At 47.1% G+C, this 24878-nt stretch carries 26 protein-coding genes and 3 pseudogenes; 9 read left to right on the forward strand and 20 right to left on the reverse strand.

The window, feature by feature from the left end; translation table 11 throughout:
- Window position 1 precedes the first annotated feature (1 nt).
- Window positions 2–1516 carry a sugar ABC transporter ATP-binding protein gene (locus tag JSQ80_RS01320; RefSeq protein ID WP_206094048.1) on the reverse strand — a complete coding sequence of 505 codons (1515 nt, stop codon included), beginning with the start codon at window positions 1514–1516 and terminating at the stop codon, window positions 2–4.
- 94 nt (window positions 1517–1610) lie between these two features.
- Complete coding sequence (locus tag JSQ80_RS01325; protein WP_087433584.1) at window positions 1611–2729, reverse strand: sugar ABC transporter substrate-binding protein; 1119 nt, start codon at window positions 2727–2729, stop codon at window positions 1611–1613.
- Between the two features lie 361 nt (window positions 2730–3090).
- Here JSQ80_RS01325 and JSQ80_RS01330 point away from each other — a divergent pair, with 361 nt between their 5' ends.
- The gene (locus tag JSQ80_RS01330; protein WP_087433583.1) at window positions 3091–3690 is read left to right on the forward strand and encodes a TetR/AcrR family transcriptional regulator; all 600 of its coding nucleotides are present in this window, start codon (window positions 3091–3093) and stop codon (window positions 3688–3690) included.
- 63 nt (window positions 3691–3753) lie between these two features.
- Window positions 3754–5211: a serine hydrolase gene (locus JSQ80_RS01335; RefSeq protein WP_206094049.1), complete on the forward strand. Its 1458-nt coding sequence runs from the start codon at window positions 3754–3756 to the stop codon at window positions 5209–5211.
- Between the two features lie 334 nt (window positions 5212–5545).
- Here JSQ80_RS01335 and JSQ80_RS01340 read toward each other — a convergent pair whose 3' ends face one another.
- The 5 genes and pseudogenes from JSQ80_RS01340 to JSQ80_RS01355 all read right to left on the reverse strand — a co-directional run bounded on the left by JSQ80_RS01340 (window position 5546) and on the right by JSQ80_RS01355 (window position 8318).
- Window positions 5546–5905, reverse strand: coding sequence for a DnaJ family domain-containing protein (locus JSQ80_RS01340; RefSeq protein WP_087433581.1), 360 nt, complete (start codon window positions 5903–5905; stop codon window positions 5546–5548).
- A 160-nt stretch (window positions 5906–6065) separates the two neighbouring features.
- Entirely contained in the window at window positions 6066–6317 is a 252-nt protein-coding gene (locus JSQ80_RS28845) for a hypothetical protein (protein ID WP_240463446.1), read from the reverse strand.
- Between the two features lie 56 nt (window positions 6318–6373).
- A pseudogene (locus JSQ80_RS29900) lies at window positions 6374–6610 on the reverse strand (phosphotransferase); the annotation flags it as partial.
- 24 nt (window positions 6611–6634) lie between these two features.
- Entirely contained in the window at window positions 6635–7252 is a 618-nt protein-coding gene (locus JSQ80_RS01350) for a class I SAM-dependent methyltransferase (protein WP_206094051.1), read from the reverse strand.
- A 61-nt stretch (window positions 7253–7313) separates the two neighbouring features.
- Entirely contained in the window at window positions 7314–8318 is a 1005-nt protein-coding gene (locus JSQ80_RS01355; RefSeq protein ID WP_206094052.1) for a BadF/BadG/BcrA/BcrD ATPase family protein, read from the reverse strand.
- A gap of 383 nt (window positions 8319–8701) precedes the next feature.
- Between JSQ80_RS01355 and JSQ80_RS01360 the strand changes: the two are divergent.
- Window positions 8702–9690 (forward strand): annotated as a pseudogene (locus JSQ80_RS01360) (aldo/keto reductase family protein).
- An 11-nt stretch (window positions 9691–9701) separates the two neighbouring features.
- Here the strand turns inward: JSQ80_RS01360 and JSQ80_RS01365 are convergent.
- On the reverse strand, window positions 9702–10610 hold the full coding sequence (locus JSQ80_RS01365) for a LysR substrate-binding domain-containing protein (protein ID WP_206094053.1): 909 nt from the start codon (window positions 10608–10610) through the stop codon (window positions 9702–9704).
- A gap of 93 nt (window positions 10611–10703) precedes the next feature.
- On the reverse strand, window positions 10704–11660 hold the full coding sequence (locus JSQ80_RS01370) for a helix-turn-helix transcriptional regulator (protein ID WP_206094054.1): 957 nt from the start codon (window positions 11658–11660) through the stop codon (window positions 10704–10706).
- A 146-nt stretch (window positions 11661–11806) separates the two neighbouring features.
- On the opposite strand from JSQ80_RS01370, the gene JSQ80_RS01375 reads away from it, so the two are divergent.
- Window positions 11807–12172, forward strand: a complete 366-nt coding sequence (locus JSQ80_RS01375) for a VOC family protein (RefSeq protein WP_206094055.1) — start codon at window positions 11807–11809, stop codon at window positions 12170–12172.
- A 20-nt stretch (window positions 12173–12192) separates the two neighbouring features.
- Window positions 12193–12606, forward strand: a complete 414-nt coding sequence (locus JSQ80_RS01380; protein ID WP_087433572.1) for a GNAT family N-acetyltransferase — start codon at window positions 12193–12195, stop codon at window positions 12604–12606.
- Between the two features lie 238 nt (window positions 12607–12844).
- Here the strand turns inward: JSQ80_RS01380 and JSQ80_RS01385 are convergent, their stop codons facing one another.
- From JSQ80_RS01385 to JSQ80_RS01425, 9 genes and pseudogenes are all read right to left on the reverse strand, one after another.
- Window positions 12845–13279 carry a GNAT family N-acetyltransferase gene (locus tag JSQ80_RS01385; RefSeq protein WP_087433571.1) on the reverse strand — a complete coding sequence of 145 codons (435 nt, stop codon included), beginning with the start codon at window positions 13277–13279 and terminating at the stop codon, window positions 12845–12847.
- 121 nt (window positions 13280–13400) lie between these two features.
- Window positions 13401–13832, reverse strand: a complete 432-nt coding sequence (gene fosB / locus JSQ80_RS01390; protein ID WP_418888886.1) for a metallothiol transferase FosB — start codon at window positions 13830–13832, stop codon at window positions 13401–13403.
- Window positions 13833–13915: 83 nt separating this feature from the next.
- Entirely contained in the window at window positions 13916–14278 is a 363-nt protein-coding gene (locus JSQ80_RS01395; RefSeq protein WP_206094057.1) for a hypothetical protein, read from the reverse strand.
- Window positions 14259–14537, reverse strand: a complete 279-nt coding sequence (locus tag JSQ80_RS01400; protein WP_206094058.1) for a hypothetical protein — start codon at window positions 14535–14537, stop codon at window positions 14259–14261. Before JSQ80_RS01400 ends, JSQ80_RS01395 begins: the two co-directional genes overlap by 20 nt.
- A gap of 39 nt (window positions 14538–14576) precedes the next feature.
- Entirely contained in the window at window positions 14577–15509 is a 933-nt protein-coding gene (locus JSQ80_RS01405) for an IS3 family transposase (RefSeq protein ID WP_206097434.1), read from the reverse strand.
- Window positions 15506–15826 (reverse strand): helix-turn-helix domain-containing protein, encoded by a 321-nt coding sequence (locus JSQ80_RS01410; RefSeq protein WP_206094059.1) that lies wholly within the window; start codon window positions 15824–15826, stop codon window positions 15506–15508. The genes JSQ80_RS01405 and JSQ80_RS01410 overlap by 4 nt, the downstream gene beginning before the upstream one ends.
- Window positions 15827–16070: 244 nt before the next feature.
- Window positions 16071–17432 (reverse strand): annotated as a pseudogene (locus JSQ80_RS01415) (IS1182 family transposase); the annotation flags it as partial.
- A 339-nt stretch (window positions 17433–17771) separates the two neighbouring features.
- A complete protein-coding gene (locus JSQ80_RS01420; RefSeq protein WP_206094060.1) occupies window positions 17772–18371 on the reverse strand; it encodes an HD domain-containing protein in 600 nt (199 codons plus the stop codon).
- A 208-nt stretch (window positions 18372–18579) separates the two neighbouring features.
- On the reverse strand, window positions 18580–19383 hold the full coding sequence (locus tag JSQ80_RS01425; RefSeq protein ID WP_087433769.1) for an inositol monophosphatase family protein: 804 nt from the start codon (window positions 19381–19383) through the stop codon (window positions 18580–18582).
- A 142-nt stretch (window positions 19384–19525) separates the two neighbouring features.
- On the opposite strand from JSQ80_RS01425, the gene JSQ80_RS01430 reads away from it, so the two are divergent.
- Window positions 19526–20242 (forward strand): copper amine oxidase N-terminal domain-containing protein, encoded by a 717-nt coding sequence (locus JSQ80_RS01430; protein ID WP_206094061.1) that lies wholly within the window; start codon window positions 19526–19528, stop codon window positions 20240–20242.
- A gap of 104 nt (window positions 20243–20346) precedes the next feature.
- Here the strand turns inward: JSQ80_RS01430 and JSQ80_RS01435 are convergent, their stop codons facing one another.
- Window positions 20347–20976: an MSMEG_1061 family FMN-dependent PPOX-type flavoprotein gene (locus JSQ80_RS01435; RefSeq protein WP_087433567.1), complete on the reverse strand. Its 630-nt coding sequence runs from the start codon at window positions 20974–20976 to the stop codon at window positions 20347–20349.
- Window positions 20977–21086: 110 nt separating this feature from the next.
- The gene (locus JSQ80_RS01440; RefSeq protein ID WP_206094062.1) at window positions 21087–21656 is read right to left on the reverse strand and encodes a thioredoxin domain-containing protein; all 570 of its coding nucleotides are present in this window, start codon (window positions 21654–21656) and stop codon (window positions 21087–21089) included.
- Window positions 21657–21924: 268 nt separating this feature from the next.
- Between JSQ80_RS01440 and JSQ80_RS01445 the strand changes: the two genes are divergently transcribed.
- From JSQ80_RS01445 to JSQ80_RS01455, 3 genes are read left to right on the forward strand one after another with little or no spacing between them, the layout of a single operon-like run.
- A complete protein-coding gene (locus JSQ80_RS01445) occupies window positions 21925–23718 on the forward strand; it encodes an ABC transporter ATP-binding protein (RefSeq protein WP_206094063.1) in 1794 nt (597 codons plus the stop codon).
- A gap of 1 nt (window position 23719) precedes the next feature.
- Window positions 23720–24262 (forward strand): MauE/DoxX family redox-associated membrane protein, encoded by a 543-nt coding sequence (locus JSQ80_RS01450; protein WP_206094064.1) that lies wholly within the window; start codon window positions 23720–23722, stop codon window positions 24260–24262.
- Window positions 24263–24298: 36 nt separating this feature from the next.
- Window positions 24299–24856, forward strand: coding sequence for a TlpA family protein disulfide reductase (locus JSQ80_RS01455; protein WP_206094065.1), 558 nt, complete (start codon window positions 24299–24301; stop codon window positions 24854–24856).
- The last annotated feature ends 22 nt before the right edge of the window (window positions 24857–24878 follow it).

Raw genomic sequence — 24878 nt, forward strand, 5'->3', positions numbered from 1 at the left:
GCTACTTTCCTCCCGTCGAGTAGAACAATAATTCTTCTTCGTTGGTAGCGCTCGTCTGAAGCTCCTTCACGATTTCGCCGTCATACAGCACGTATACGCGATCCGTTATGCCGACGATTTCCGACAGCTCGCAGGAGGCGTAAATGACGCTTTTCCCCTGCTGCGCCAATTGTGAAATGAGTTTAAATATGTCTTTTTTCGCTCCGACGTCTACACCTTTGGTCGGTTCATCGAAAATGTAAACTTCCGCTTCGGTAGTCAGCCATTTTCCGATTGCCACTTTTTGTTGATTTCCGCCTGACAAGTTTTTTACTTTTGCCTGCTCGTTCGGCGTCTTGATGCCGAGATCTTGAATCAACTGCTGAGCCTCTCTTTTTTCTTTGCCGAACTGCAGAAATGTCCGGTAAGCGCAAAACTTCGACAGGCTGGCAACCGTCAAATTGTTGACAACCGATTCCAGCACAAGTATGCCTTCTTTGCGCCGTTCCTCCGGCACAAGGGCCATACCTTGCTTCACGGCCTCGTTACAGTTTCGAATGGAAAGCTTCCGCTTCTGAAGCACGCGCTCGCCTGACACGACGCGCGATGCGCCAAAGAGCGCTTTGCACAGCTCGGTCTTGCCGGCCCCTACAAGTCCGGCGAGGCCGATGATTTCGCCTTTCCGCACATAAAAATCAATATTTTTAAGCTTGTCGCTATCCGACAAGCCCTTCACTTCAAAGTTCGTGTCTCCGATTTCAATAGTCGCCTTCGGAAATTGATCATCTAATTTTTTGCCAAGCATGTGCTCCACAATGTCGTTTTGATTGGTATCCGCAATCCGTTTTTTAATGACGAATTCTCCGTCCCGCATAACCGTGATGTCATCGCATATTTCAAATAACTCGGGCAGACGGTGCGAAATGAAAATGACGCCGACATTGTTTGCCTTCAAATCTTTCACGATGCGGAATAGCTCTTCCGTTTCTGCATGGCTGAGCGGCGCGGTTGGCTCATCCAGAATGAGAAAGCGGCACTCTTTCGTTATCGCTCGCGCGATCAAAATCATTTGCTTCTCGGCCAGCGTCAGCTCGCTGACCAGCTTTTTCGTCGATACGTTTACATTCATTCGTTCGAGTGTCGCTTTGGCATTGCTGTGTATGCGTTTCCAGTTCATCCATTGCTTTTTTCCCATATCATTGACCGTATCATCCAGCATAATGTTCTCGCCGACCGTCAAATAAGGAATCAGCGCCGTATCCACTTCCTGGTATACGATTTGGATTCCCAAGTCTTTGGCATCTTTCGGCGAACGGATGTGCACCGCTTTGCCGCCAATCCATATATCTCCCGTGTAATGGTTATAAGCTCCAGACAACACCTTCATCAACGTCGACTTGCCCGCCCCGTTCGCACCGATGAGAGCATGGGAAGTTCCGGTCTCCGTTGTAAAATCTACGTTGTTTAGCGCTTTCACACCCGGGAACTCGATAGAAATCTGCTTCATGTCCAGGCGTATCGCTTGCTGCTCAATCATCTCTCCACCTCCTATACGGATTCGGGAGGGCAAGCATTGTCAATCAAGTGTCCAAAAGCCCGGGAACACTTGAACGCTTCCCTCCGTCACCTTTCTATTTGGATGAATACGCTTCCTTAAGCGCTTGCATCCAGCTTTCGTCGAAGTCTTTGCTTACTCCCCAGCCAGGGATGAGCGTGTTGAGGCTTTCCATGTTCACTTTGTCCCCTGCGGAATTCAATTGCACCTGCGTAATCATCGTCGGCTTCAAGTCGAATTTTTGCGGCGTCTCCTCGCCTGCGATTTTCTTTGCGACTAGACGCATGTTAACGGCGCCAATGACCTTCGGATCCACGGCAGCGGTCGCCACCCACGGACTTTGCTCTTCCTGCATCAGCTGCAAATCGGCGTTTGACACGTCAATGCCGTATATTTTGATTTCGTCCCGGCCAGCTTCCTTCACGGCTCGTGCCGCTCCGATGGCAAATGCGTCCCATGTCGCGAAGATCGCGTCTATTTCACCTTTCCCATGCTTGGTCAGCATCGCGGATACTGCGTTCTGCGTCTGCACAGATGTGTCGGAAGCCGCCACGCCGAAGCGTTCGACTTCCTTGATGCCCGTGTTCGTTTTCAAAAAGTCTTGGTATACTCCATTGCGGCTTACCATTGGCGGGAACCCATCCACCCATAAATACACAATGTTACCGCTTCCATTTAACTGCTGATTCATGCTCTCCAACGCTAATTGGGCCAGCTGCGCATCGTCTTGCGACGTCAACGTCACGCCACTTATCGAGGCCAAATCCGGATTAGAGTCAAACGTGACGACAGGAATCCCCTTATCTGTCAGCTTCTTGACATCATCCAGCGTTGCAGCGTCATCCCCGTGGGAAATAATGACTCCGTCATAGTTTTTCTCCAATGCTTGGGCGATCGCATCATGGAATTTGGCTGTGTCGCCGTTGGCAGAGAACGTATCCACCGTAAATCCCATCGCTTCCCCCTCTTGTTTTGCGCCGGCCAAATATTGCGCCGTATGATCGTCACCCCCGATTTTGCGAATGACCATTACTTTCACATCTTTGCTGGCGATAGGCTGAGGAAGATTTTCAATTTTGCTTTTGTCCACGTTCGGTTTGCTTTGCGAAGATTCTCCCCCGGTTGAACAACCGGCAGCGATAAGCATTACGGCCATCAATGTTACGACAAACCTGGTAAAAACTTTGAATTTCATCTCCTGCACCCCTTATAACGTAGTGGATAAATCCGCAGGTCCTATGTAAGAAGTCATAAAACCTGTTGTTGAATAAATACTACCACCTTCATACCTAGATCGCAATGAAAATTTATTGTTTTATATTGTTTTATGTTGATTAATACATTATTTTTTTGTTTATTATTTGTTGCTTGTAAAAATCGCGATAACAATCATGTTTAACTTATTTTGAAAACAACATTTTGGATGAGAACTTCCTTTGAATATGGAAAAGTTTTAACGCAAAACGATTTGCGTTAATTAGAAAAAGATGCTATCTTCTAATTAGACCGAACGTTCTGTTTGTTCGAATAGATGAAAAAGGAGTCAGCTTATCGAGATGAAAGGGAGTCAGCGAAGAACATCGGAGACCAAGAAACGGATAGCGGCGGTTTCAAAGGAATTATTTTCGCAGAAAGGCTATTTGGCAACATCCATCGAAGATATTATCGCCGCATCCGGAAGCAGCAAGGGCAACTTATATCATCATTTTAAAAGCAAAGAAGGCTTGTTTCTGTATTTAATTGAAGAGCAGGTGGATGAATGGATTGAGAATTGGGCCAACAAAGAACATCGATACGCAACAGCAGCGGAAAAATTGCGTGGTTTGGCCGATCATAGTGTAGATGATTTTCAAAATCCGCTTATTCAAGCGGCGGAAGAATTTAGCGGCAGCCAAACAGCAGATCCCGTTATTATAGAACAGATCGTAGCCGCCACGAACAAACAGCGCGATGTGTTCCAAAACGTCATCCAGGAAGGAATCGCCAACGGGGAATTCGAGGAATGTGACGGAAGACAAATCACTTATATTTTATTCGCACTCGTTGCCGGTCTGGGCGCGGCACGCTACGAGTTGGCGCTCAATGAGCTTCGCGCGTTGCATCATACGGCGATTTCCGTTTTTTTACACGGTATCGCAAAAAAAGAAAAACAATAAATTTTTTTCACACATAAACAGACCGGTCGTTCGGTTTGTAAACTATGAAATGGAGTGATTAACATGGAGAAATCGGTTTACTTAGAACGAATGTCTGGAATCACGGCCCGCATTGAAGAAGCGATGCGGGAATTCGAAGTCCCCGGACTTGCCGTCGCCGTTGTACACAAGCAGGATGTATTGTTTCGTTCCGGATTCGGCTTGAGGGATGTTGCCCGGCAGTTGCCGGTTAACACGGAAACGGTATTTGGGATCGGCTCTTCAACCAAATCGTTTACCGCAATGGTGTTGGCGCTGCTTGTGCAAGAAGGAGGGCTTGAGTGGGATGCGCCGGTGAAGCAGTATTGGCCGGATTTCCGCATGCACGACGCGGTTGCGACAGAGCTTCTTACATTCCGGGACATTGCTTGCCACCGTTCGGGGATGCCTAACCACCAATTTTTGTTTTATAAGCCCGTGTTGACAGACAGGGAATTGCTCGACCAGCTTCGCTATTTGGAACCTAGTCTGCCGTTTCGTCAAGAATGGCAATATTCCAACGTCATGTTTTTTATTGCGGGCTGTTTGATCGGGTCCATAACAGGAACGCCTTGGGAACAATGGGTGGAGAGCAAAATTTTTGCGCCGCTTGGCATGAAAAACAGCAATTTTTCTGTTACGCATACAACGGCAGGAGACAACTTTTCATTGCCTTATGATATTACGAAGGCGGGTGTTGCGGAAATTCCGTTTACGGAAGACCGGGCAGGAGCTGCGGGAGACATCAATGCATGCGTGTCGGATTTGGCAGCTTGGGTTTCTATGCAGCTTAATCAAGGAGAGTCGCAAGGCCATCGACTTTTGTCAGAGGAACTGATGCAGGAAATGCAGCGTCCGCAGACTGTTATAGGACCGGGTCATCTTCTTCATTTTCCGGAGATGCCCTATTCCGCCTATGGGCTTGGATGGATAATTGACATTTACCGCGGGCATAAGCTTGTCCACCATGGCGGAAAAAACAATGGCTTTACCGCTCATGTATCGTTTATGCCCGCAGATGAGATCGGGATCGTTATACTGGCTAACCGGGATAGTTCCTATTTGCCGGATTGCCTCGCGTATACGCTTTATGATCAATTACTGGCCAAGGAGCCTATTGATTGGATGGGAAGATTTAAGCAGGAGGAAGCGAAATTGAGAAAAATGATAGACGACATGAACGATCCTTCAGAACCTGCAGAGCCCAAGCCCAGTTATGATCCGCGTTTCCCATTCGACGATTACACAGGTCATTACTATCATCCTGCCTATGGCGGCATAACCATTCACCGATTGGAGCAGGAACTGTCGATGGAATATCGTACAATTATGTCGGGATTGATCCCGCTTGATCAGACTAAGTTCCGCACCGAAGATGGAGCCATGGATGTGACATTCGCGCGGAATGAGGAGGGAGGCATTCAGAGCCTTCAACTGCCCTTGGAACCGACCGTCAGCGAGATTGTATTCGTCAAACAACAGAATGAAAGAGACGATGCCTGATTGCAAAATTAGCGCCTTTTGGGCACACAATATGCGTTGATAATCTTGTTGAGCTCCGGATTCCGTTTCCAGACACGTTTTGGACTATCTATTATTATCCTGTTAACGCAAGCGCCACCGGCTTATCTGTATCTCATCAAGCTTGGGAACGCTAGAGGATGTGTTTTGGGAAAATGAGGGGCTCAGTGTCATTTAAGACTACAGGCCCCTCTATTATCAAGTTGGGTGTCAATTCCTTTTTTTCTGCCAGTTGAGTCCCCTAACTTCGAGCAGGCGCACTATTTCAACTACCAGTGACCAAAAAACTACCGCCAAAAAAGCGGTAGTCGTTCAACTATTCCCATTTCGCCAATTGCTCCTTGATATGTGCTTTGCTAACAAATCCTTTTTGCAGCAGAGAGTTAGGCACCAATTGATTGTATTTCCGGATAATACGGTTGATTTGCTCGAACTGTTCTTCTCCGATCTCTTGCTTGCCTTGATCCATCTGCTGAACAAGCGCCCGGATTTGATTCCGGATCGTATGCTGCAGCTCCAGCCAAGCCGGCAAATAGTTCGCTTCTTTCAGCACCCCGCTCAACGCATCGCCGCTTGATACATCGAGGGGCTTGCCCTTACCGGGAAGATCCTTCAGGCCGCCTTGCTTTTCATAGTTGGCAAAAGCCTCATCCATCCAATCTCTGGAGTTCATCATCACCAGCCATCACTCCTTTTTGCTTTCTTCCGTTACAGTTAAGAAAATCAAGAAATTGCCCTTTTATATTATGTTATTACGTTCATGCTTCTTGCGTCCTATCAGAGAAGCCGGACCACCGGCACCTCATGTATAATCCGTTCCCGAATCAGATTAAAAATTACGGTTTCCCGTTCTGTCCGCTGATGAGGGGGCTTGTGTATATGATGATACAGATACGAGTACAGTTGACGGTACCATAAGAAGAAAGGGATGTGCTCGCCTCATCGGACCAGTCAGGCAATTCCTTGTCCTGCAAAGACTGATAATCCTTCCCCGCAGCGTGAATCCGGCCCATCGTCGCGCCCCAACGATGGAAAAAGCTATCGTTCCAGACCGATTCGTCCTTGGGATCGATCGCTTTTCCCTCCAACTTCTCCGTAAGTATTCCTCATTAAGCCGAGCTGTCCAGTCCCCATTCCTCGCGGCAATGGGGGAGGCAACCGGCACGCCGTGTTCACGCAAGTGCCTCATCCAATGCAACTCGGATAGAACACGGCGCGGATCGTCACGTTCGAAGCGGAAGAACTTGACGACATACGCCCCGTCCGCCGTCTCATAGACGTGATTGTAGTAGCCTCCGAGCAACTTCAATCCCCTTACACTAAAACGATAATTTTGCTCCAACAAAGGAAGAAATTGCTTGACCATGTCGCCCTCCTCCATTCACGCCAATGCAAATGGTGTGCTTCAGTCCATCTTCTTCCGCAGAAGAAACGAATGATGCTCAAATTCCTTTTCTATGACGATCCGCTCACCCTCGATCACTTCGAAATGTTCTAGCAGCAGTTTCTGATAGGCTTCAAACCGATGAAACGAAAAGAAACGCTTCTCTATAAAGTTGTCGCGTTCGTTGATGCCCTCGAATTCGTAACCGCCATACACACCTAAGTAGAACAGGCCGTTCGGCGCAAGCACACGCTTGAGCTCCATAAGCACCGCATTCAGGTCGGCCTTGGGCACATGGAGCAGACAGTTCAACGAATACAGGCTGCCAAAGCTGTTATCCGGAAAATCCAATTGATATAAGTCCATGACAAGGGCCCGGATTCCGCGCTTGCTGCAATATGACACATGTTCTTCCGACAGGTCAATGGCCGTCACATCGAGGCCGTGGTCCATGAAATACAAGCTATCCTGTCCGGTACCCGCTCCAATGTCCAAAAGAGTGCGGGTATGATTCACCTCCAACTGTTCGAGAAATCGGGCCCGGCTCTGAATCTTCCAATCCTGCTTCGAAGAAGCATTGCGATCATGGGCGTGTTCGTTATAGATCTTCTTCAGTTCTTGTTTAATGTGCATGGTCATGCTGCTGCAGCTCCTTCATGCAATTCATGTCGATTCGATCGTTATGTAATGTATACCTTGCTTACTCCATCGCGAGACGTGCCAAAACCTGTTCATCGGCAGGCGCTCCGCATTCCCGCAGCGCCAGCAACACAGCGCCCGCTGGCGGAGAGAGCCGGGGCTCGATAATGCGGTAACGTTTGGCCCCGCCCCCATTTCTTTGCAATAACTCTGTCAGCAAATGGCTCACGAACGGGTCGCGAATGACGCTGCCCATAAAGGCGACCTGCACATTGTCGGCTTCGAATCCAGCTCCGATAAGACGGACTCCCAGATCAAGAGCTTGCACAAGCTGCATGCATACGCCAGCGGCCAATGGACTGCCTTCGGCCGCCGCACGCGTCACCATCGGAGCCATCTGCCCGAACAAGCGCATCTGTTCATGCACGCTCTTCGCGAATCCACCGGCTCCCAGCTCGTGCAGCTGCCCAACGCTGCTTACTCCCCAGAAAGCAAGCACCTCTTCTAACAGGCTCCCGTCACCTCGCTCCGCACAGCCTGCAATGATGCGATGCACGCACTCATACGACAAATGGCGCGCCGCCCCGGCATAGTGGTTATAATCCTGATTGCGCAGCAGCCGGCCGTATTCATTGATCCCGAATACGACGGATCCGGTTCCGGATATCGCGATTATTCCCGGCTCTCCTATGAACGCTCCCGCATGGGCGACAGTGGAATCGTTGACATGCCGCTTCGGGCAGGATATTCCCGGAACATCCGTGAATTCGGCAGCCCACGTCAAATCCTGTTCCGACTCCAGGCCAGACAATCCCGCACATAAGCCGACAACCTCATCCGGCCGCGCTCCCGCTGCTTCCAGCACCTTCTCCATAACTTCTCTCACATTCTCTCGCGCGCGTTCGTCTTTGTTCGGGTTGCTGCAGCCAGTCTCCGCATAGCCAATGATGCTGCCATTTAGCCGCGCCGCCATTGCGCGTGTCTTTGTACCGCCGCCTTCAATGCCAATGACGATGTTCTTCTCCTTATTGCCCACATCGATTATGATGCCGTCTTCACGTTTCACCCTGCCGCCCCCATTGTCGATGATGCACTGCATCAGATGTACGTTTCCTATTACACGGATGCCTATATTTGAGTTACAACGTCGATCCTCACTTTTTCACAAAAACTTTGAATGCGCTTTCTGCTTTTTCGCCACTCTATCTCGCAATCTTATTTTACTTAGTATAATTGACCAGTTGAGCTGCTTCAACTCCCCCTTTGCTCCATTCTCCCCTTCCTTCAGAAAAACATCATCCCAATCGCTAATTTTGCTACATCGCCATTATACCGCTCGCTGTGGTCAGAATTAATACATATTTCAAATTAATAATGAGTGTATTATATATTTCTAATATTAAAAAACACTTGTTATAATCAGACTTATCTTGAAAGGAGGAATTAAGAATGAAATATCGGAAACTTGGCAAAAGCGGCTTGTTGGTAAGCGAAATGGCATTGGGAAACTGGATAACACACGGTGCACAAGTGGACGACACCACAGCGCAAGCTTGCGTAAATGCTGCACTAGACTCCGGGATTACTACTTTCGATACAGCTGATGTGTATTCGGAGACGAGAGCGGAATCTATTTTAGGCGAGTCTTTAAAGGGGATACGTCGTGAAAGTATTGAGTTGTGCACGAAGGTCTTTCATCCAACGGGTACCGGACATAACGATAAAGGGCTATCCCGCAAACATATCATGGAAGCCTGCCATGCTTCGCTTCGAAGATTGCAAACGGATTATATCGATGTCTATTATGCACACAGGTTTGATTCGACCGTATCGCTTGAAGAAACATTTTTGGCATTTTCCGATTTGGTGCGGCAGGGAAAAGTTCTGTATGTAGGGGTAAGCGAGTGGACAGCAGAACAGATAAAGCTTGGAGCGGCTTTGGCAAGGGAACTGAGAGTTCCCTTCGTGGCAAGCCAACCCCAATATTCCATGCTGTGGCGTGTTATTGAAGCCGAAGTTATTCCCGCTTGTGAGCGTGAAGGAATTGGGCAGGTTGTCTGGTCACCACTGGCGCAGGGCATTCTTTCCGGTAAATATGCACCAGACAAGCCGATACCGAAGGGCTCCCGCGCTTCTACGACAGCTGGTTCACCATTTTTCGAACGTTGGCCGGACAGTGGTTGCGTAAAGAAGTCCTTCAGGCAGTAGAGAGAATCCGTCCGATCGCACAGGAATCCGGTTTGACGCTGCCACAGCTTGCGATAGCGTGGGTTCTGCAAAACCCGCAAGTGTCCTCAGCAATTATTGGCGCCTCGAAGCCCGAGCAGGTAAAGGAAAACGTAAAAGCTGCAGGTGTCTGTCTGGATAGTGAGGTCATGAGGCAAATAAATAGCATTTTAAATGGCGTTGTTGAGTTTGATCCAAGTAAAACCGGTTAAGATGATAAGGTTTACACAAGTTTGCTTGTCTGAGTCTGACGATTGGCTGTTTCCTCCACCACTTCTAGAAAATTAGTCAGAACAGTTTCGCTTATATCTGTTTTCCAAGCTGCATAGAGAGGGACTGACGGTGTATCTTGGTTAAAAGATCGGAATACGACATCACTGCGTTGGAACACAGAAACCGAAGAGGGCACAATTGAAATGCCTATACCGGCAGCTACCAGATTAACAATGGTATACATTTGAACAGCTTCCTGCACGATGTGGGGCTGAAATCCATGCTGCCTGCAAAAGTCTATAATGAGGTCGTGAAAAGAAGCCCCCATATGATGCGGAAACAAGATAAAAGGTTCGTCCGCCAAGGAATGTAGAGACAGGGTTGGATGTATGGCTAGCGGATGCATTTCGGGTAATACGGCAACGAGTGATTCCTTGGTGTAGAGTCGAGAGGTGATATGTTTTGACGGATCTACCGAACGAAGGAAGCCAACATGAATTTTTCCATCGTGTAAAGCTTTCAGTTGTTGGGCGGATGTCATTTCAGATAGAGTAAGCTGCACATCGGGAAAACGCTCCCGAAATCCCTTTAATACGTTGACCATCATTCCGCCAACTGCCGAATCTACAAATGCGATCGATAAATGTCCAATTTTCCCTTGACTTGCAAGTTGTGTCACCTTAATAGATCGCTCCAATTGAGAAACAATGTTTCTGGACTCCTCCAAAAATATCGTTCCTGCTGACGTAAGTTGAACCTGTCTCTTGGTTCGCTCCAAAAGCTTCACGCCGAGTTCTTCCTCAAGACTTTGGATTTGTTGGCTCAAGGGAGGTTGGGTTATATTCAGTTTTTTCGCAGCACGGTTGAAATGTAGTTCTTCCGCCACTGCGATAAAGTAACGCAGTTTTTTCAAGTCCATAAACGATCTTCCTTCCTGTTTTTGTAGTGGTCTCGTCGATTCATTCGACCCGTTTTACAACCATATCCTTCTCTTGTTCGTCCCACGGTTATTCTATAATTGATAGCGACTTTGAAGCCGCTCCAGCTTATCAACGATTAGATCGGCCATCTCCGAAGGCTCCTCCACGAAAGCGTCCGTACCCAATCCAAACATCAACTCTGCGTAATATGCGATCTCCCGCTTTTCTATTTTGCTGTCAATAAAGCCTGATCCGTCTTCACGCAATGTAATGGCTTTATCCAGCCAAGGATCGGCCTGACACTTCCTTACTCCCAATCGGGTTAATTCAACGCGCAGCGGCACGGTATGCTGAGGCGCGGGCGGCAGGAACCATTCCTCGAGCGTCATCGAATTGCCGATTTTCTCCTTCATCGCTGGCTCCAGCTGCTCCCGCAGCATAATCGAGCGAATATAGTCCGCGCGGAATAGCCGATAAGCCTGTTTATTGAAGCAATAGGCGGGACAGTACCAATATCCGTTGTGCGAATATAAGCCAATCGGCAAAATGTCTCTATCTCCCTCCCCCTTCACCGAATCATAGCGAATCGTGGTAACCTTCCGTTCCACGGCAGCCTCCAATATAAGCTGTAAAAAAGGAACGTCCTGCTCTCTCATCGGAACCCAGAACAGAATGCGATGCTTCAATTCATCAATCTTCTGCTTCGTGTTCGGAGGCAGTACGTTATAGAACTTGGTTAACGCTGAGGTCGCCTCTTTCCCGAACGGAACGGACGTATAGTTCTGCAGCGATTGATAAGCAAAAAACATCGCTATCGCCTCATTCTCCGTAAATGTAAGCGGAGGCAGAAGCTTCTCCTTCAGCAGCCGATATCCGCCTTTGGGACCGAATTCCGTATATAACGGCACACCCAATTCCTCCAGATCGCTCAGGTCCCTTTGGATCGTGCGCAGCGAAACGCCGCATTCTTCAGCTAGTTCACGCGCCGTGAAATGCTGCTTTTGGTTGATTAGCATCATTAATTCAATCAGTCTTTTTGATTTCTGCATCCTTTGTCCCTCTTTTATTTCCCGTGCAATAATCCGTCAGGTTTTTGTAATCTATTATACAGCTTATCCACTATCTACGACAAATATTGACGTATATAGATGATACAGTATATATAGACTTGAAAATCACTTTAGGAGGAATTAATATGCTTAAAAGACTGGAATGTGTAGCACTGTATACCCAAAACATGGAGGCATCCGTAGAATTCTATACAACGCTTGGGTTGACGGAGAATTGGCGCATCGAACGAAACATCGGAGACGGCAAAACATGGACCCTAGTCGGGTTGAAATTCCCGGAGGAGAAGAGCTCTGAGCTCGTGCTGCAGAACAATCCGGATCTCAATGTAACCGATATTGAATTGTACGTAGAGGACGTGCGTGACGTATACAAAGCGTTAGCCGACAGAGCCGATATCCAGTGGATACGGGAGCCCTTTGCGACTGAATCGGGCCATGTCGCGGTCATGGAGGCGCCTGACAATAACGTGTTTGTGCTTGTCGGCAAATAGATGAGCAGGAAGGAGACATCATGGAAATACGATTGGCACACCCAGCCGAAGCTCCCGCAATCGTAGCGTTTTTCGAGGCCTACATCACTCGGGGACACAACGGGATTCCGAACGAGGAGTTTTTTTGTCCGGACGGAGCGCGTGCTGCTGCGAAGCGGAATCAAATACTGGTAGCTGTTGAGCATCATCGAATTGCCGGCGCGCTGCGCTTCTATCCCAAAAAAGAGAGCGAACGCATCTCTCTCTATCAATTCGCCGTAGCAGAGAATTACCGCGGACAACGCCTGCTGAACCGCATGCTGCACACGGCTTTCCCGATTCCAGTAGATGTGACTTGTCCGCTTGATTCCAGCTTCAATGGTTATTATGACAAGAGCGGCTGGACCCTGGCGGGCCAGACAGCAAGGTTTAATCGCTGGGTGCTGAATCCATGACAACGCTTCTGCCCCTGATTGGCGTCAAGTGATGTCGCTAGCTGCAGTATGAACCCGGCTGTTCTTTCACAACGTTACGACAACAAACTCCGAACAATCCGGCAGCCGGAATGTTCGGAGTTTGGCCGTTACTGGTGTCGTAAAATAGAATCATCTTCTTTTACGGCTTCCTGCCCATCATGAAGCAACCGTGACATCATCCGGTCGGATCGGCCTGATCTTCATCCCGCAACCTCCGTTACAAATCTTTCACAAACCCGTACCCAACTTCCCTGCTGAAACCCAGACGCTCATAGAACCGGTGCGCGCCCTCGCGTTTTACATTAGACATCAGCATCATGACATGGCAGTCCCGCTCACGGGCGAACTCTTCCAACCGATTCATCAGCTTCATCCCGATGCCTTGGCCATGTGCCTCCGCCGCGACAATTACATTTTCAACTACCATAAAAGGCTGGCAATCCCCCGTCAAATCTTCGCAGATGATACCCATGACCGAACCGAGCAGCTTGCCATTCTCGTCCGCCGTGCCCAAAAATAAATAATCCGGATCATCGTTCAACCGAGCCAGCCGCGCCGCCATCTTCTCCACATTAGTGGGGCGATCATCCAGCTCCGCGTAAAGCCCGGCCAATTGCGTCACATCTTCCACATTCAGCTTGCGTATTAACATATCTCCTGTTACCCCCTATCTAACATTGTCTTTAACCTGTTCCATAACCGAACTCCTTAGACATCTTCATATATGTTCCAGTTCGCACTTTTTGCATAGCAAAAAACGAAAGCGCACAAAGTCAGTCAAGTCTCTCTGCCTCGTCGAAAAATTGAATATGCGGCTTAGATGAACGGTAATATTGCAGACGATCCTCCAGGCTTCCCGTATGAAATTCGAAGCAATGCCGATCCGGATCCAAAAAATAAATAGACTGTTTATCTTCTTGCGCCCGTTCCCTTCCCTCCATCACGGTCACCCCATAATCCAGGAGCTTCTGCATGACGGCGTCATAGTCCCCTTCATCTATGCTGAACGCGATGTGGGTATAAGTCACGTCCCGATTAGAGCGATCGACATCCTCTTGATTAAGCGCAACCCATAGTCCCTGACAATCGAAATATGCCAGCTTCCTGCCGACTGCAAGAAGCCGCCCTTCCAGAATGTCGCGGTAAAAGGCGATGGAGGCATCCAAGTCAGAGACGGAGAAGCACAAATGGTTTAATCCTTTTATGTATGCCACGACACTCCTCCTCTCGTCGAAATAAAGTTCATAGCCAAGCGTGAACAACTTGACGAAACACCGCACCGTTTATATCACGCTTTCTGGCACACGATAACCATCGTTCCGCACTCACGCAGGAGCGGCGACTCGGTCCAGCCTTCGTAACGATGCAGCAGCCGAAAGGCGTTCGCCTCTAACGTCCGCTGCAGTTCCTGCGGATAGGTATACCGCAATTCAATAGACGTCCGGCGTTCGTCCACAGTCTGTTCACCTTCCCGAAACCGCCGGATCGTCGTATAGTACTGTACCTGAGCGGCTTGATCATACTCCATGCTCGTATATACGTCGCACCGCCGCCGCGCCGAAATATCGAGGGTTCTCCAGTATTCCTCTATCGACGGTTGCAACAGCTCCTCGGCAGCCGGAAATCGCGTATCAAATGAACACGCCGTCATGCTCCAGCACATTGTGAATCGACCGCAGCAGGCGGTCCTGGTCCTCATTCGTCAGAAAATGCTGGAACGAATTGCCGACCATGAATGCGAACCGGTCCAATTGCAGCTGCGTCAAATCCTGCCGCGCCCAAATCCAACATTCATTGTCCCAACGTGAAGTCAGGCGGTTGATGTAAAAGCGGGTAACTATTGGATGAAAGAGGGCAACTCCAACTGCAATAACGGCTAGGCCCCTTAAATCCGGAGTCTGATCCCCCAAAAAGCCTTCTCTCGTAGGATTGCTCGGAATGCCGAGCAATTACATAGCTTTATGAAACATGGATTGATCCTCCAGCGTCATTACCCATTCGGAGAATTTCGCTGGAGGCATCCGTTTTAAGCTCCCATGCATTTTACGGTTATTATAGAAATCCATGTAGCGATCAAGCGCTTCATAGGCCTCCTCAAAGGTCATGAAGTCAACTTTGCTGAATAGGTCGCGTTCCAGCAGACTATGAAATGACTCTATGTACGCATTCATATTGGGAGTTCGTGGCGGGATGCGCTCATGAACCATCCCGAGGCTATCACACGTATCACCAAAAAGCGCACTGACAAACTGTGGCCCGTTATCCGTACGAATCGTAGGGAGCGCTTCATCTGCCTTTATTCGTTTTTCCAATGCACGACATAATGTTTGTACGGCATGCTTGGCCTCGCATTTCGGCCCTCTGTATTGTTCGACGATAACACGATCAAATACGTCAATAATGCTGAGAACGAAAAAGAAACGCCCGCGTCCTGTGACATAACCGTATTTAATGTCCATCTGCCACAATTGGTTTGATCCTGTCACCACTCGATTCTTCGGCAATCTACGTGGATGCTTGGATTTCCTCTCACGCTGTTTTTGGAGAATACCTAGTTCTTTACAAAGTCGATACGATTTCTTTTTGTCTAGTACGAGCTCACGTTCGTTACGGAGACATTGGGCAAGGAGTCTGTAACCGTACACATGCTCTTCTCCTTCAACGAGCTCTAGTAGCCATTCTTTGATCTGTCCGTCACTTACTTTCTCCCCCGTTTTCGTACGAGAAAATCCGGGCTGAGGACGACCTCTCTGTCCGCTTGCGGCGCGTTCTTCGGAGTTGGCCGATCGCTTTCTCCGGTCGTAATACGTTGATTCTGAAAGCCCTATGATTCGCAGAACCCTTGCTGCTGCTTCTCCCCGCTTAATAAACTGGTCTGCTATTTCATATTTTTCGGATAAGCGGGGTTCTTTTTTTTTAGCAACTCTCGCAGAATCTCAATCTCCAGCTCTTTTTCGCCGATAATCTTAACGGCTTTTTCATAATTCACTTCAACTTCCTGGAGTCGTTGAAGTTCCTGTAAATGCTCATCCGTCGTTGGAATTTCATCCGGTCCAATGTCGTCACGATGCTCTCTAATCCACCCCCGAATCGTTTCAGGGTGTATGTTGTACATGCGGGATAATACCCCAACTTTAATGCCAGCTAACGCCTCACGAACTATTTTTAATCGTGTTTCCTCATTCAATCTTTTCCCCATTCCAGATCATCCCCTTTACAAATAGTTTAATTTATTTGAGGGGGAAGACTCCAGTTTAATTAAGGGGCTTTGAAGATAATGCAGTTAAAATTACTTTTTTCGCATCTTTCGTGACGCACGACTGCAATTGTCAGACTGTTGAAAAATCGGTTTAAGCGGCAGAATTTAGAGCTAAAGGTTTCGATAAGTTCCTTAATTTGGTTAAAAGAACAGGTGGAGTCTTTTGCTTCTGCCCACCTCCGACCTTTTGGGCCAGGTACCTGGCAATCTTTTTTACATTCTGGGCTATTGCGGTCATGAAAGCTTGTTCCTGCGTTTTAGCTCTCCCGCGGAACTTGCAGCGACGATATCCATGAAGCTCTTTTGCATCTGCAAAGCTTCGTTCTATCGTTTGAGGACGCAACTTATAGGCCGCCTCTCCGGAATGGGTTTTCCGGTACTGAGCGACCTTCTCTTTACTCTCTTCCCATATATGTCGTTCGATCTTACGTTGGTGGTTGGCCGATTTCGTACACTGATTGAGCAAGGGGCAGTTTGCACACTCCTCGGCATTTGACGTGTATTCCCGATACCCTTGTCGATTGGTAGTCGTATACATTAGCATTTTTCCTGCGGGACACAGGTAGCCATTTTCTTCTGCATGGTAGATAAACTGTTTCTTCGGAAAAATGTCAGGGGGCGTTGGAGCATTGCGTTCCGCGATAGCCGCAGCGATCTCTAGCTTTAGCGTCTGATCGCATATGTAAGGCGTCATGTACCCCGAATCCAGCGCCACGGCTTCCAGCGTTGATTGAAATGCAAAGGTTTGGATTTGTCGTTTGAGGCGTTCCACGTAGACGGCAGCGTCATTAACATGGCCAGGTGTCACATGGACATCGGTGATAATGTTATATTTATGGTCGACGGTGCGATGGTCGAGATAACAGAATGCCTCCGGTTTACCGCTTCGTTTCATCAGTCCGCACTCGGGATCGGTTTGACTTACTTTACGTGGTTTTTCCTCCCCGGAAGGCTTCCGGGGAGGAAGGGGCTTTTTTCCGTGGCTCTCTCGATCCTCGTTGATGGCCTTCTCTAATTCTTTTAGATAGTCATGAGGGGTCTCTTCGAGAACCTGCATCGTGTAGCGATTATTGTTAGCGTTGGCTCGAATATGAGTCGAATCGGTCACCAAGAGACGACCATCCACCATCTTATGGTTGATCGCTAGATGTACCATTTCATCAAAAATCTCTTGAAAGAGATTCGTATCTTTAAACCGATTATTCCGGTTCCAACTGATCGTCGAGTGATCGGGGACGCGATCGGAGAAACGCAGGCCAAGGAACCAGCGATAAGCAGCATTCGGAATGATTTCTTGCTCCAATTGACGTTCAGAGCGTATGCCGTACAAATATCCGATGAGCATCATTTTAAATAATACAACGGGGTCTAAGGCCGGTCGTCCCTTGGTTTCGCTATAGTAAGGCCGAACTTTCTCCCTGATAAAAGAGAAATCCACATGTTTGTCGATAAGGCGTAGCAGGTGATCTTGAGGTACCAATAAATCCATGCAAATAAGTTCCATTTCATTATGAGCTTTGTTTTCGGACTGCTTGCTATTCAACAAGATCACCACACGCCTCTCATCAGATTAATTACTGATATTGTATCATACTAATGCGTTAATGCACCGGAAAACACGGCTTTTTTCAACAGTCTGAATTGTGCAGTTCATTTTCTCACAATCGCTTAAAATGCAATATTCCCTCGCTTTGAGCTGCACATTTGCAGTTCAAACGCCGAAAAAGGCAGTATTACGCAAAAACAAATGCACAAATACAGTTCGCCGTCCCCTCTCTGCCTTACCCCAGTCAAAAAATGCAATTTTCGAATGAGTGGTAGAGAGTAGATAAGAAATTGGCAGACGTATCGCGATCGGCTGGAAAGCGATCTTGCTTTCGTTCATCTACTTAGCAAGATAGCCCTTCTCCACGGCGCTGCGCACGAGCGTTTCCGCCAGCTTGCCGAGCTCTGCAGAACCTTCCCGGATGCCGCGGATGCGGGCCAGCACCTTATCGCTCGTAATGCCGTTCTCCTGCCACGACTTCCCTTCCGTCACATAATTGTGAAGCAAAGGCTGCAGCCGATCCAAGGCCGATGCGAACTGGGCCTCCGGCGTCTGCCGCTGCTCGTATTCCAGCCAGAGCTGATTCATCTCATGCTGCTGGTCTTCCGGCAGCAGTCCGAAGATGCGCTTGGCCGCTTGCGATTCCCGTTCGAACTTATCCTCGTTCCCTTTCGCGTCATAGGCGAACGTATCCCCTGCGTCGATCTCGACGATGTCGTGAATGATGAGCATTTTAAGAACGCGCAGCAGATTCAAATTCCGTTCATTCGCATACTCTTGAAGCAGGATGGCCATGACTGTCAAATGCCAAGTGTGCTCGGCATCATTCTCATACCGGCTGCGATCAAGCAGATATGACTTGCGGAAAATAGATTTCAGCTTATCTATCTCTTTAATGAATTCGATTTGCTTCAATAGTCTTTCGTTCATGTGTGTCATGTTACGCATAATCTCCTTCGCATTACCCTTCTCACTTCAAGAGCGATGCACTAATTCTTCATTCATCAGCCTTGCAGCGATATCTCTTCATAACCGATTCCACTTTTTACTATTGTCTCACAAAGCGTCCGACTTTCCTAGTTCCTGATTATTCGTTTGCAAATGAGTTGTCCTGTTCCGCTGTGTTGCAATGTTGATTGTGCCGTGCCTACAGACCTTGCTGAACGAGCAGCAGCCACTCATCTTTATAGTCGGGGTGGCATGCAATCAAATACGGCTCATCACACATGCCTTGAAACGGCCTGCCTTGAAAATCCATCACATGCCCGCCTGCTTCTTGCACCATAAGCACACCCGAATATAAATCCTCACCTTCTGAATTGTAGAGCACGATTGCCTCTGCATCACCCTTAGCGAGCATGCACCAAACTAGAGTCGGGGCCCATACTCTTAGCATACGCTTGCATTTCAAGTCCAAATGCTGACGCAATCGAACGGCCCGCTCATCATGCTGAACGGGATGCCCCTGAATCCAGCCCAAGGTCGACCGCTGCGGTTGCAGCTGTGGCTTCTTCTTCATCTGCATCTGGATCCCGTTGCAATAGAATCCTTCGTCTTTAATAGAGACGTATAAGCGGTCAGTCATAGGTTCATAGATAACGCCTAGAAGAGGTTGTTTCATATAGAGCAAAGTAACCGACACCGCAAATACCGGCAGACCGATTACATAATTGTTCGTGCCGTCAAGCGGATCCACGAGCCACAGCCAGTCGCTGTCCTTCCCTAACTGCCCGGCTTCCTCGCTACGGATGCGGTGTTCAGGGAACGCATGTCCGATGGCCTCCACAATGACCTGTTCGGCAAGATGATCGACTTCGGTTACCACATCTCCGAAGGCTCCCTTTTCTTCACATTGATGATAGGAATCGAACCGCTGCTTTATTATATCGCCTGCGGCTTTCACGGCGGAGACTGCCACATCTTTGGCCGTGCGCAGAATCGTTTTTTCCATACTGCACCTCGCATTGATCGCAACATTCAATTGCATTTTTTGAAAATCCCCCTTAAATCAGTGAGAGATGCCCTATACTTGCAGGAATATTTTAACTATAATACATAGGAACCAACGTGTATAGACCAAGGAGGAACCGAAAATGAAGCAATGGTTGAAAACATGGCTCGTCTCCGGCGTGGCTGTCGTCATGGGCACATCGGCATTCGCTCCCGCTGTTGATGCACACCCGGGAAGAACCGACAAAAATGGGGGACATTACTGCCGCACCAATTGCGAGAAGTGGGGGCTCGAATACGGAGAATACCACTACCACAACGGCAAGTCTAGCAGTGCAAAGGGGAGCAGTTCGTCAAAAGGCGCGAACAAAGCATCCTCAGGCTCAAATACGAAGTCAAAATCGAGCAAGAGCAAATCAGCGAACAAAGCGAAGTCACAGGCCAAGTCTGGCGCCAAGTCCAAGGCTGCAACTAAAAAGCCCGCTCCACAGCAGCTGAGTATTACAATATTGCTCAACAATGAATCGGTTCAGCTTCCATCGAAGCCAGTACGCCATGAGGGGCAAGTGCTGCTTCCGCTCATAGATACGCTGAACGTTTTCGATATCCCTTTCTCGATAAGCGATAAAAGTGTTCATATTAAGTTGGACGACCGAACGGTTATCATACCCATCCGACATAACGAATCGAACATACAAGTGGATGGACAAACCGTGAATCTGTCCACCCCAATGATCGTTTCTGGAGGGAGATTGATGGTGCCGCTGCAGCTCTTCCGCGATGCGCTGCCGTGCACGTTAGAGTGGGACGAGACATTGAAGCAATTGAGTGTAACGTTAAGCGGCGTAGAATCGTCATAACTGGATGTTTGAGGTAATGCATGGAGAAGCGCCCCGCATGGATAATACCATGACGGGGCGTTTTTTTTGAGCTGTGGTGCCGATTGTGGACGCAGCCGGCTCGGCTAGTACAGTCGCTTCGTATAGCTTTCCTGCAGGCTGCGAGCGATGTCTTCCGCATTGCCCTTGGCGTGGGCGGCCAGCATCTGCGCTGCGGACGGCAGCTCTTCCTCCGCTGGCCAAGAAGCCGGCTGCCACAATGCGGAGCGCTTGAACGCCTTGGCGCAGTGGATGAAGCATTCTTCCACTGTGATGCCGATACCGAGAACGGGAATTTTTCCGTTCGCCTCCATCGGCTCGAGCAGCGCGCGATCCTTGACGATGCAGGCCTTCCCGTTCACGCGCAGCGTTTCCTCCAGCCCGGGAATGATGAAGATGGCTCCGGCATGGCCGTTTGCCAGTATGTTGCGCAGCGAATCGATACGGCGGTTTCCCGGACGCTCCGGGATAATGAAGCTGCGATCATCGAGCACACGCACGAAGCCGGGAGCATCTCCCCGTGGCGATACATCGCAATGTCCCGTCCCGTCGGATGTCGCGAGGAACAACAGCGGCGATAGTGACAGGAAGCGAATGCAATTGTCATCAAGCCTGGCGATGACCTTGCGCTTGACCAATTCGCTTGGATTTCCAAGCAGCGTGCGGATTTCTTCCTCCGATGAGATAATGTTCCCAAACTTTGAATCGTGTTCCATAAGCCGAATCCCCTCCGATTGATCTCTCTTGCGCTTATACCATACTATTCCTGCGCCCCAATGTTAAGGTGTTTAGCTCAAACCATCTTCCTATACCGGACACGATGGCTCTAGGGATGAATAAGCGGCACGGAAGACTGCATCGTATCGGCTTCGTTCAAGATGAATCGGATCGCACCCTCTGAATCAGGGGAGGCATAAACAATCTGTTGTCTGAAATTCACATATATAAAGTATGGGTATTCATGAATTTCATATTGCTTGAACAACGTTTCATCAGCTTGAAGCAACCGGATTCCTTGAGCATTGTTATACAAATCCCTGTAATAACTGATTCCAGATTCTTTGATTATGACTGCGCAGTTTATGAAAGACGCCTTTTCTTGGCTGATAAACATGAATTTCTCTAATGAAGGCATGCAGTAGGGGCAATGTGAATCGATAAAAATGAGCAACACTCCATTATTTTCAATTGAGCTTCTTAGATCAAACATTAGATTTTCGGCATCCGGCAAAGTAAACGAGGGGGCTTGTTGATTCAGTAGTTTATAGCTACGGTATCTATCCATATCCCCTTCCATTTTTCGTGTTCGATCAAGCAAAGAGGACATGAAATGATAAAGCGCGATGGAAGATACTATTACTAATACAATCAAAACCAGTTGGAAATAGGTAGCCATGTTCAATCCCCCACTGTACATATATTTGTCATCCTCTACAGAAATGGATCCGTAGATTGATTATTGCCTTATATGGATCTTGCTCCTTTACCAACTTATGTATATACTTGAATCAAGTTCGGTAAATTAATGTAATTAATACAATATAATGAATCATTGGTATAGTTCCTCCTGTTCCGAACTTGAAAGCTTTAGTTCTACGCTATATTATGTCTATCTTTTCCTTAAAAGGCAAATTATTTATAAGGGAACTGAAAGGTGGAACGTAATGTATTCCGTGAGAAATATCTTAACCGGGGCGATTTTTGTTACCAAATATATTTGGAAATTCAACAAACCATATTTTTACTACTCTATTGCCATTCATGTTATTTTGGGTGTTTTACCTTTGCTTAGCGTCTGGACGATGCAAGAATTAGTGAATGAAATCATTTTGATTACCCAATCTCAAAAGGGTTTTTCCCATGCTTTAACGATTCTGAGTCTTCAAATGCTTGTCATTATTTCAGCCTATATTCTTCAATTGTTGTCGCAAATGAATGATCAAAAACTTGAAAATGTGCTAGGACTTGCACTAAAAAAACAGATATTTTCCAAAATCATCAATCTGCCATACTCAACCTTTGAGGATCCGTCATTTTATGATCAGAATCAACGCATCATCAATAGCCATTTACAACTTGTATCAATGGTGAAGACCATATTAACTTTAGTGACTTCGGTAATTACAGTCGTTTCTTTGGTCGGTTACATTGCCAATGTCCATTGGGGATTACTTGTGATTGTGTTTCTGTTCTCCATTCCGATACTGTTGATTAATATTCATTTTGGCAATAAAAGATATATCCTCGCAAGATTTTTGACTCCATACCAGAGAAGAGAAATGTATATTTCCGATCTTTTAAGCCAGCGGGATTCGCTAAAGGAAATTCGCCTTTTTGGATTGGGTCCGCATCTGATTGAACAATGGTCTGCCTTTTATAGATTGAGCGCACAAGAAAAATATAACTTATTGAAAAGGCAGGGCAAGTGGGAACTGAAAGGAAGCTTTTTACTAACGATTACTTACATCGTCTCAGGTATTTTCATTATCATTTTGATATCAAAAAACAGAATAGAAGTCGGTGCGTTTGTAGCAGCATTGCAATCGATTCAAAGCATCCAATCAGGATTGAACGAAATTACCAGTTCGATTTCCAATGTGTACGAAATCAGTTTATACATCGATGATCTGAGAAACTTCCAACAAAAAGAAGAAATTATAAAATCTCCGTCACAAATCAAATGCGGAGAAATAAACCAAATCAAAGTGCAGAATTTAACATTTACATATCCCAACCAAAAGCATCCATCGCTAAAAAATGTAAATTTATGTATTGAAAGAGGCAAAAATATCGTTATTGTGGGAGAGAACGGTTCCGGTAAAACTTCATTAATCAAGTGTATTTTAGGGTTATATGAAACCGGTGGCGACATGATTTGCATAAATCAAAATCCCATTAACAGTATTGACATTGAATCCTATCAGCAGCGCATCTCTGCTTTGTTCCAGGATTTCATAGCATATGAGTTCAGCGCGCAGGACAATATCGGATTCGGAAATATCGAAAATTCAAACCTGTCCGAAATTATGAATGCCGCCGAAAAAACGAAAATTCACGATTATATATTGAAATTGCCTCAGCAATACAAATCTATGCTAGGACGATTTTTTGATGGAGGGAATGAGTTGTCTGGGGGACAATGGCAAAGGATCGCCTTATCAAGGGCATTATTCAAGAACAGTGACGTAATCATTCTTGATGAGCCGACTTCAGCATTGGACCCTAGATCTGAACTTGACATCATTAATCATTTATTTCAAATGAATGATGACAAAGCAGTGTTAATCATTACTCATCGTCTTGGCGTCGCCTCTCAGGCCGATCATATCTTGGTCATGAAGGATGGCCGAATCGTGGAGGAAGGATCGCATGAGCAACTCCTTCGTCATGAAGGAGAGTACCGCCGTTTATATTACGCTCAAGCCAGATTCTATCAGGAAAGTGAGGTTGTCATCTAGCATGCTGGGACTGATCATAATTGTTGAAAATTTGATTGCGTTATTATTTTTCACAACATCCTTGCATAAAATATTCAATTCTTCTAAACAGCTGCGCACAATGAATGCTTATCACATTGTTCCAGACCAATTCTTATATCCGTCTTTTATTTGTTTTGTGCTGGCTGAAATCACAATAAGCCTGACCATTCCTGTAACGGGTATAACGATCTATCATGCCATCAGTATATCTGGTCTTTTAAGCATCTATACATTTGCAATCGGTTACAACTTGCTTCGCGGACATAAAGACATATCTTGCGGCTGTGGAGGAGTATTGGAAAATGAGCGTTTGCGATGGGGACTAGTACTGCGGAACCTCTTCATGATAATGGTTGTTATCGCGGTATGGAAAGTTCAATTCTTATCCAAAGAAGAAGTAAGTTTGGTGAACCAAATAGAATTGGCTTTTGCCTCGATAATCATTTTTTTATTGATGTATCTATTCAAACAATTGCACGACATCAAGAAAAAGCTATTTTCTGTAATGGAGAGGTTGAATTGAGCAAAACGACAAAGACGATAGGAGATTGATAAACACATGACAGATTTAATCCTTATCACTACTTTGATTTTAGTTTTAGCGCAGTTGTGGCTCGTCTTTATGCTGGCACGGCTAATCGGCCAATTTCTCGCAAAAATAAGGAGCATTGGCGGAATTACGTTGACTGGACTTCAAATTGGAGAACAGGTGCCGTTATTTCGCGAATGGAACTCAAAAAGAGAAAAGGTTATCCTCAAAGAATTACTCAGCCAAAACAAAGTATTGCTTTTATTTATAAGCACAACGTGTCAAACCTGCAAAAGTATTTTACCTGAGTTGAAAAAGGTAGTAGCGAACTTGGACCTGAAAATAGTAGTCATCAATACGGACAAACATTCAAATGATGACAACATTCTGGAGGTTCTGCCATCCGGCATCGAATATATTCGCTCCCCGGAAGTTATGGAAGCCTACGATGTTTCGCGTGTTCCCTATGCATTTATGGTCAATCAAGAAGGAATTCTCGAGTACCATAGTCCATTGTCGAGTTTTAACGCGCTTTGGGGTTTGCTGGCCAATGAAAATAGATCCAATAATAACAAAATCATAAGTTGAGGATGACCCAAGCCTCCTCTCC

Origin of the sequence: Paenibacillus apiarius, from assembly GCF_017052585.1 — a bacterium.
Taxonomy (GTDB): domain Bacteria; phylum Bacillota; class Bacilli; order Paenibacillales; family Paenibacillaceae; genus Paenibacillus_B; species Paenibacillus_B apiarius.

Bases quoted from the DNA above. Each gene is read 5' to 3' on its own strand.
- JSQ80_RS01350 (WP_206094051.1), bottom strand. From the start codon at position 7,252: ATGACCATGCACATTAAACAAGAACTGAAGAAGATCTATAACGAACAC.
- JSQ80_RS01425 (WP_087433769.1), bottom strand. From the start codon at position 19,383: ATGGAAAAAACGATTCTGCGCACGGCCAAAGATGTGGCAGTCTCCGCC.
- JSQ80_RS01410 (WP_206094059.1), bottom strand. From the start codon at position 15,826: ATGGGGAAAAGATTGAATGAGGAAACACGATTAAAAATAGTTCGTGAG.
- JSQ80_RS01430 (WP_206094061.1), top strand. From the start codon at position 19,526: ATGAAGCAATGGTTGAAAACATGGCTCGTCTCCGGCGTGGCTGTCGTC.
- JSQ80_RS01455 (WP_206094065.1), top strand. From the start codon at position 24,299: ATGACAGATTTAATCCTTATCACTACTTTGATTTTAGTTTTAGCGCAG.
- JSQ80_RS01320 (WP_206094048.1), bottom strand. From the start codon at position 1,516: ATGATTGAGCAGCAAGCGATACGCCTGGACATGAAGCAGATTTCTATC.
- JSQ80_RS01340 (WP_087433581.1), bottom strand. From the start codon at position 5,905: ATGATGAACTCCAGAGATTGGATGGATGAGGCTTTTGCCAACTATGAA.
- JSQ80_RS01325 (WP_087433584.1), bottom strand. From the start codon at position 2,729: ATGAAATTCAAAGTTTTTACCAGGTTTGTCGTAACATTGATGGCCGTA.
- JSQ80_RS01365 (WP_206094053.1), bottom strand. From the start codon at position 10,610: ATGGACTTGAAAAAACTGCGTTACTTTATCGCAGTGGCGGAAGAACTA.
- JSQ80_RS01370 (WP_206094054.1), bottom strand. From the start codon at position 11,660: ATGCAGAAATCAAAAAGACTGATTGAATTAATGATGCTAATCAACCAA.
- JSQ80_RS01375 (WP_206094055.1), top strand. From the start codon at position 11,807: ATGCTTAAAAGACTGGAATGTGTAGCACTGTATACCCAAAACATGGAG.
- JSQ80_RS01450 (WP_206094064.1), top strand. From the start codon at position 23,720: ATGCTGGGACTGATCATAATTGTTGAAAATTTGATTGCGTTATTATTT.
- JSQ80_RS01380 (WP_087433572.1), top strand. From the start codon at position 12,193: ATGGAAATACGATTGGCACACCCAGCCGAAGCTCCCGCAATCGTAGCG.
- JSQ80_RS01395 (WP_206094057.1), bottom strand. From the start codon at position 14,278: ATGACGGCGTGTTCATTTGATACGCGATTTCCGGCTGCCGAGGAGCTG.
- JSQ80_RS01385 (WP_087433571.1), bottom strand. From the start codon at position 13,279: ATGTTAATACGCAAGCTGAATGTGGAAGATGTGACGCAATTGGCCGGG.
- JSQ80_RS01440 (WP_206094062.1), bottom strand. From the start codon at position 21,656: ATGGCTACCTATTTCCAACTGGTTTTGATTGTATTAGTAATAGTATCT.
- JSQ80_RS01420 (WP_206094060.1), bottom strand. From the start codon at position 18,371: ATGACACACATGAACGAAAGACTATTGAAGCAAATCGAATTCATTAAA.
- JSQ80_RS01335 (WP_206094049.1), top strand. From the start codon at position 3,754: ATGGAGAAATCGGTTTACTTAGAACGAATGTCTGGAATCACGGCCCGC.
- JSQ80_RS01435 (WP_087433567.1), bottom strand. From the start codon at position 20,976: ATGGAACACGATTCAAAGTTTGGGAACATTATCTCATCGGAGGAAGAA.
- JSQ80_RS01330 (WP_087433583.1), top strand. From the start codon at position 3,091: ATGAAAGGGAGTCAGCGAAGAACATCGGAGACCAAGAAACGGATAGCG.
- JSQ80_RS01445 (WP_206094063.1), top strand. From the start codon at position 21,925: ATGTATTCCGTGAGAAATATCTTAACCGGGGCGATTTTTGTTACCAAA.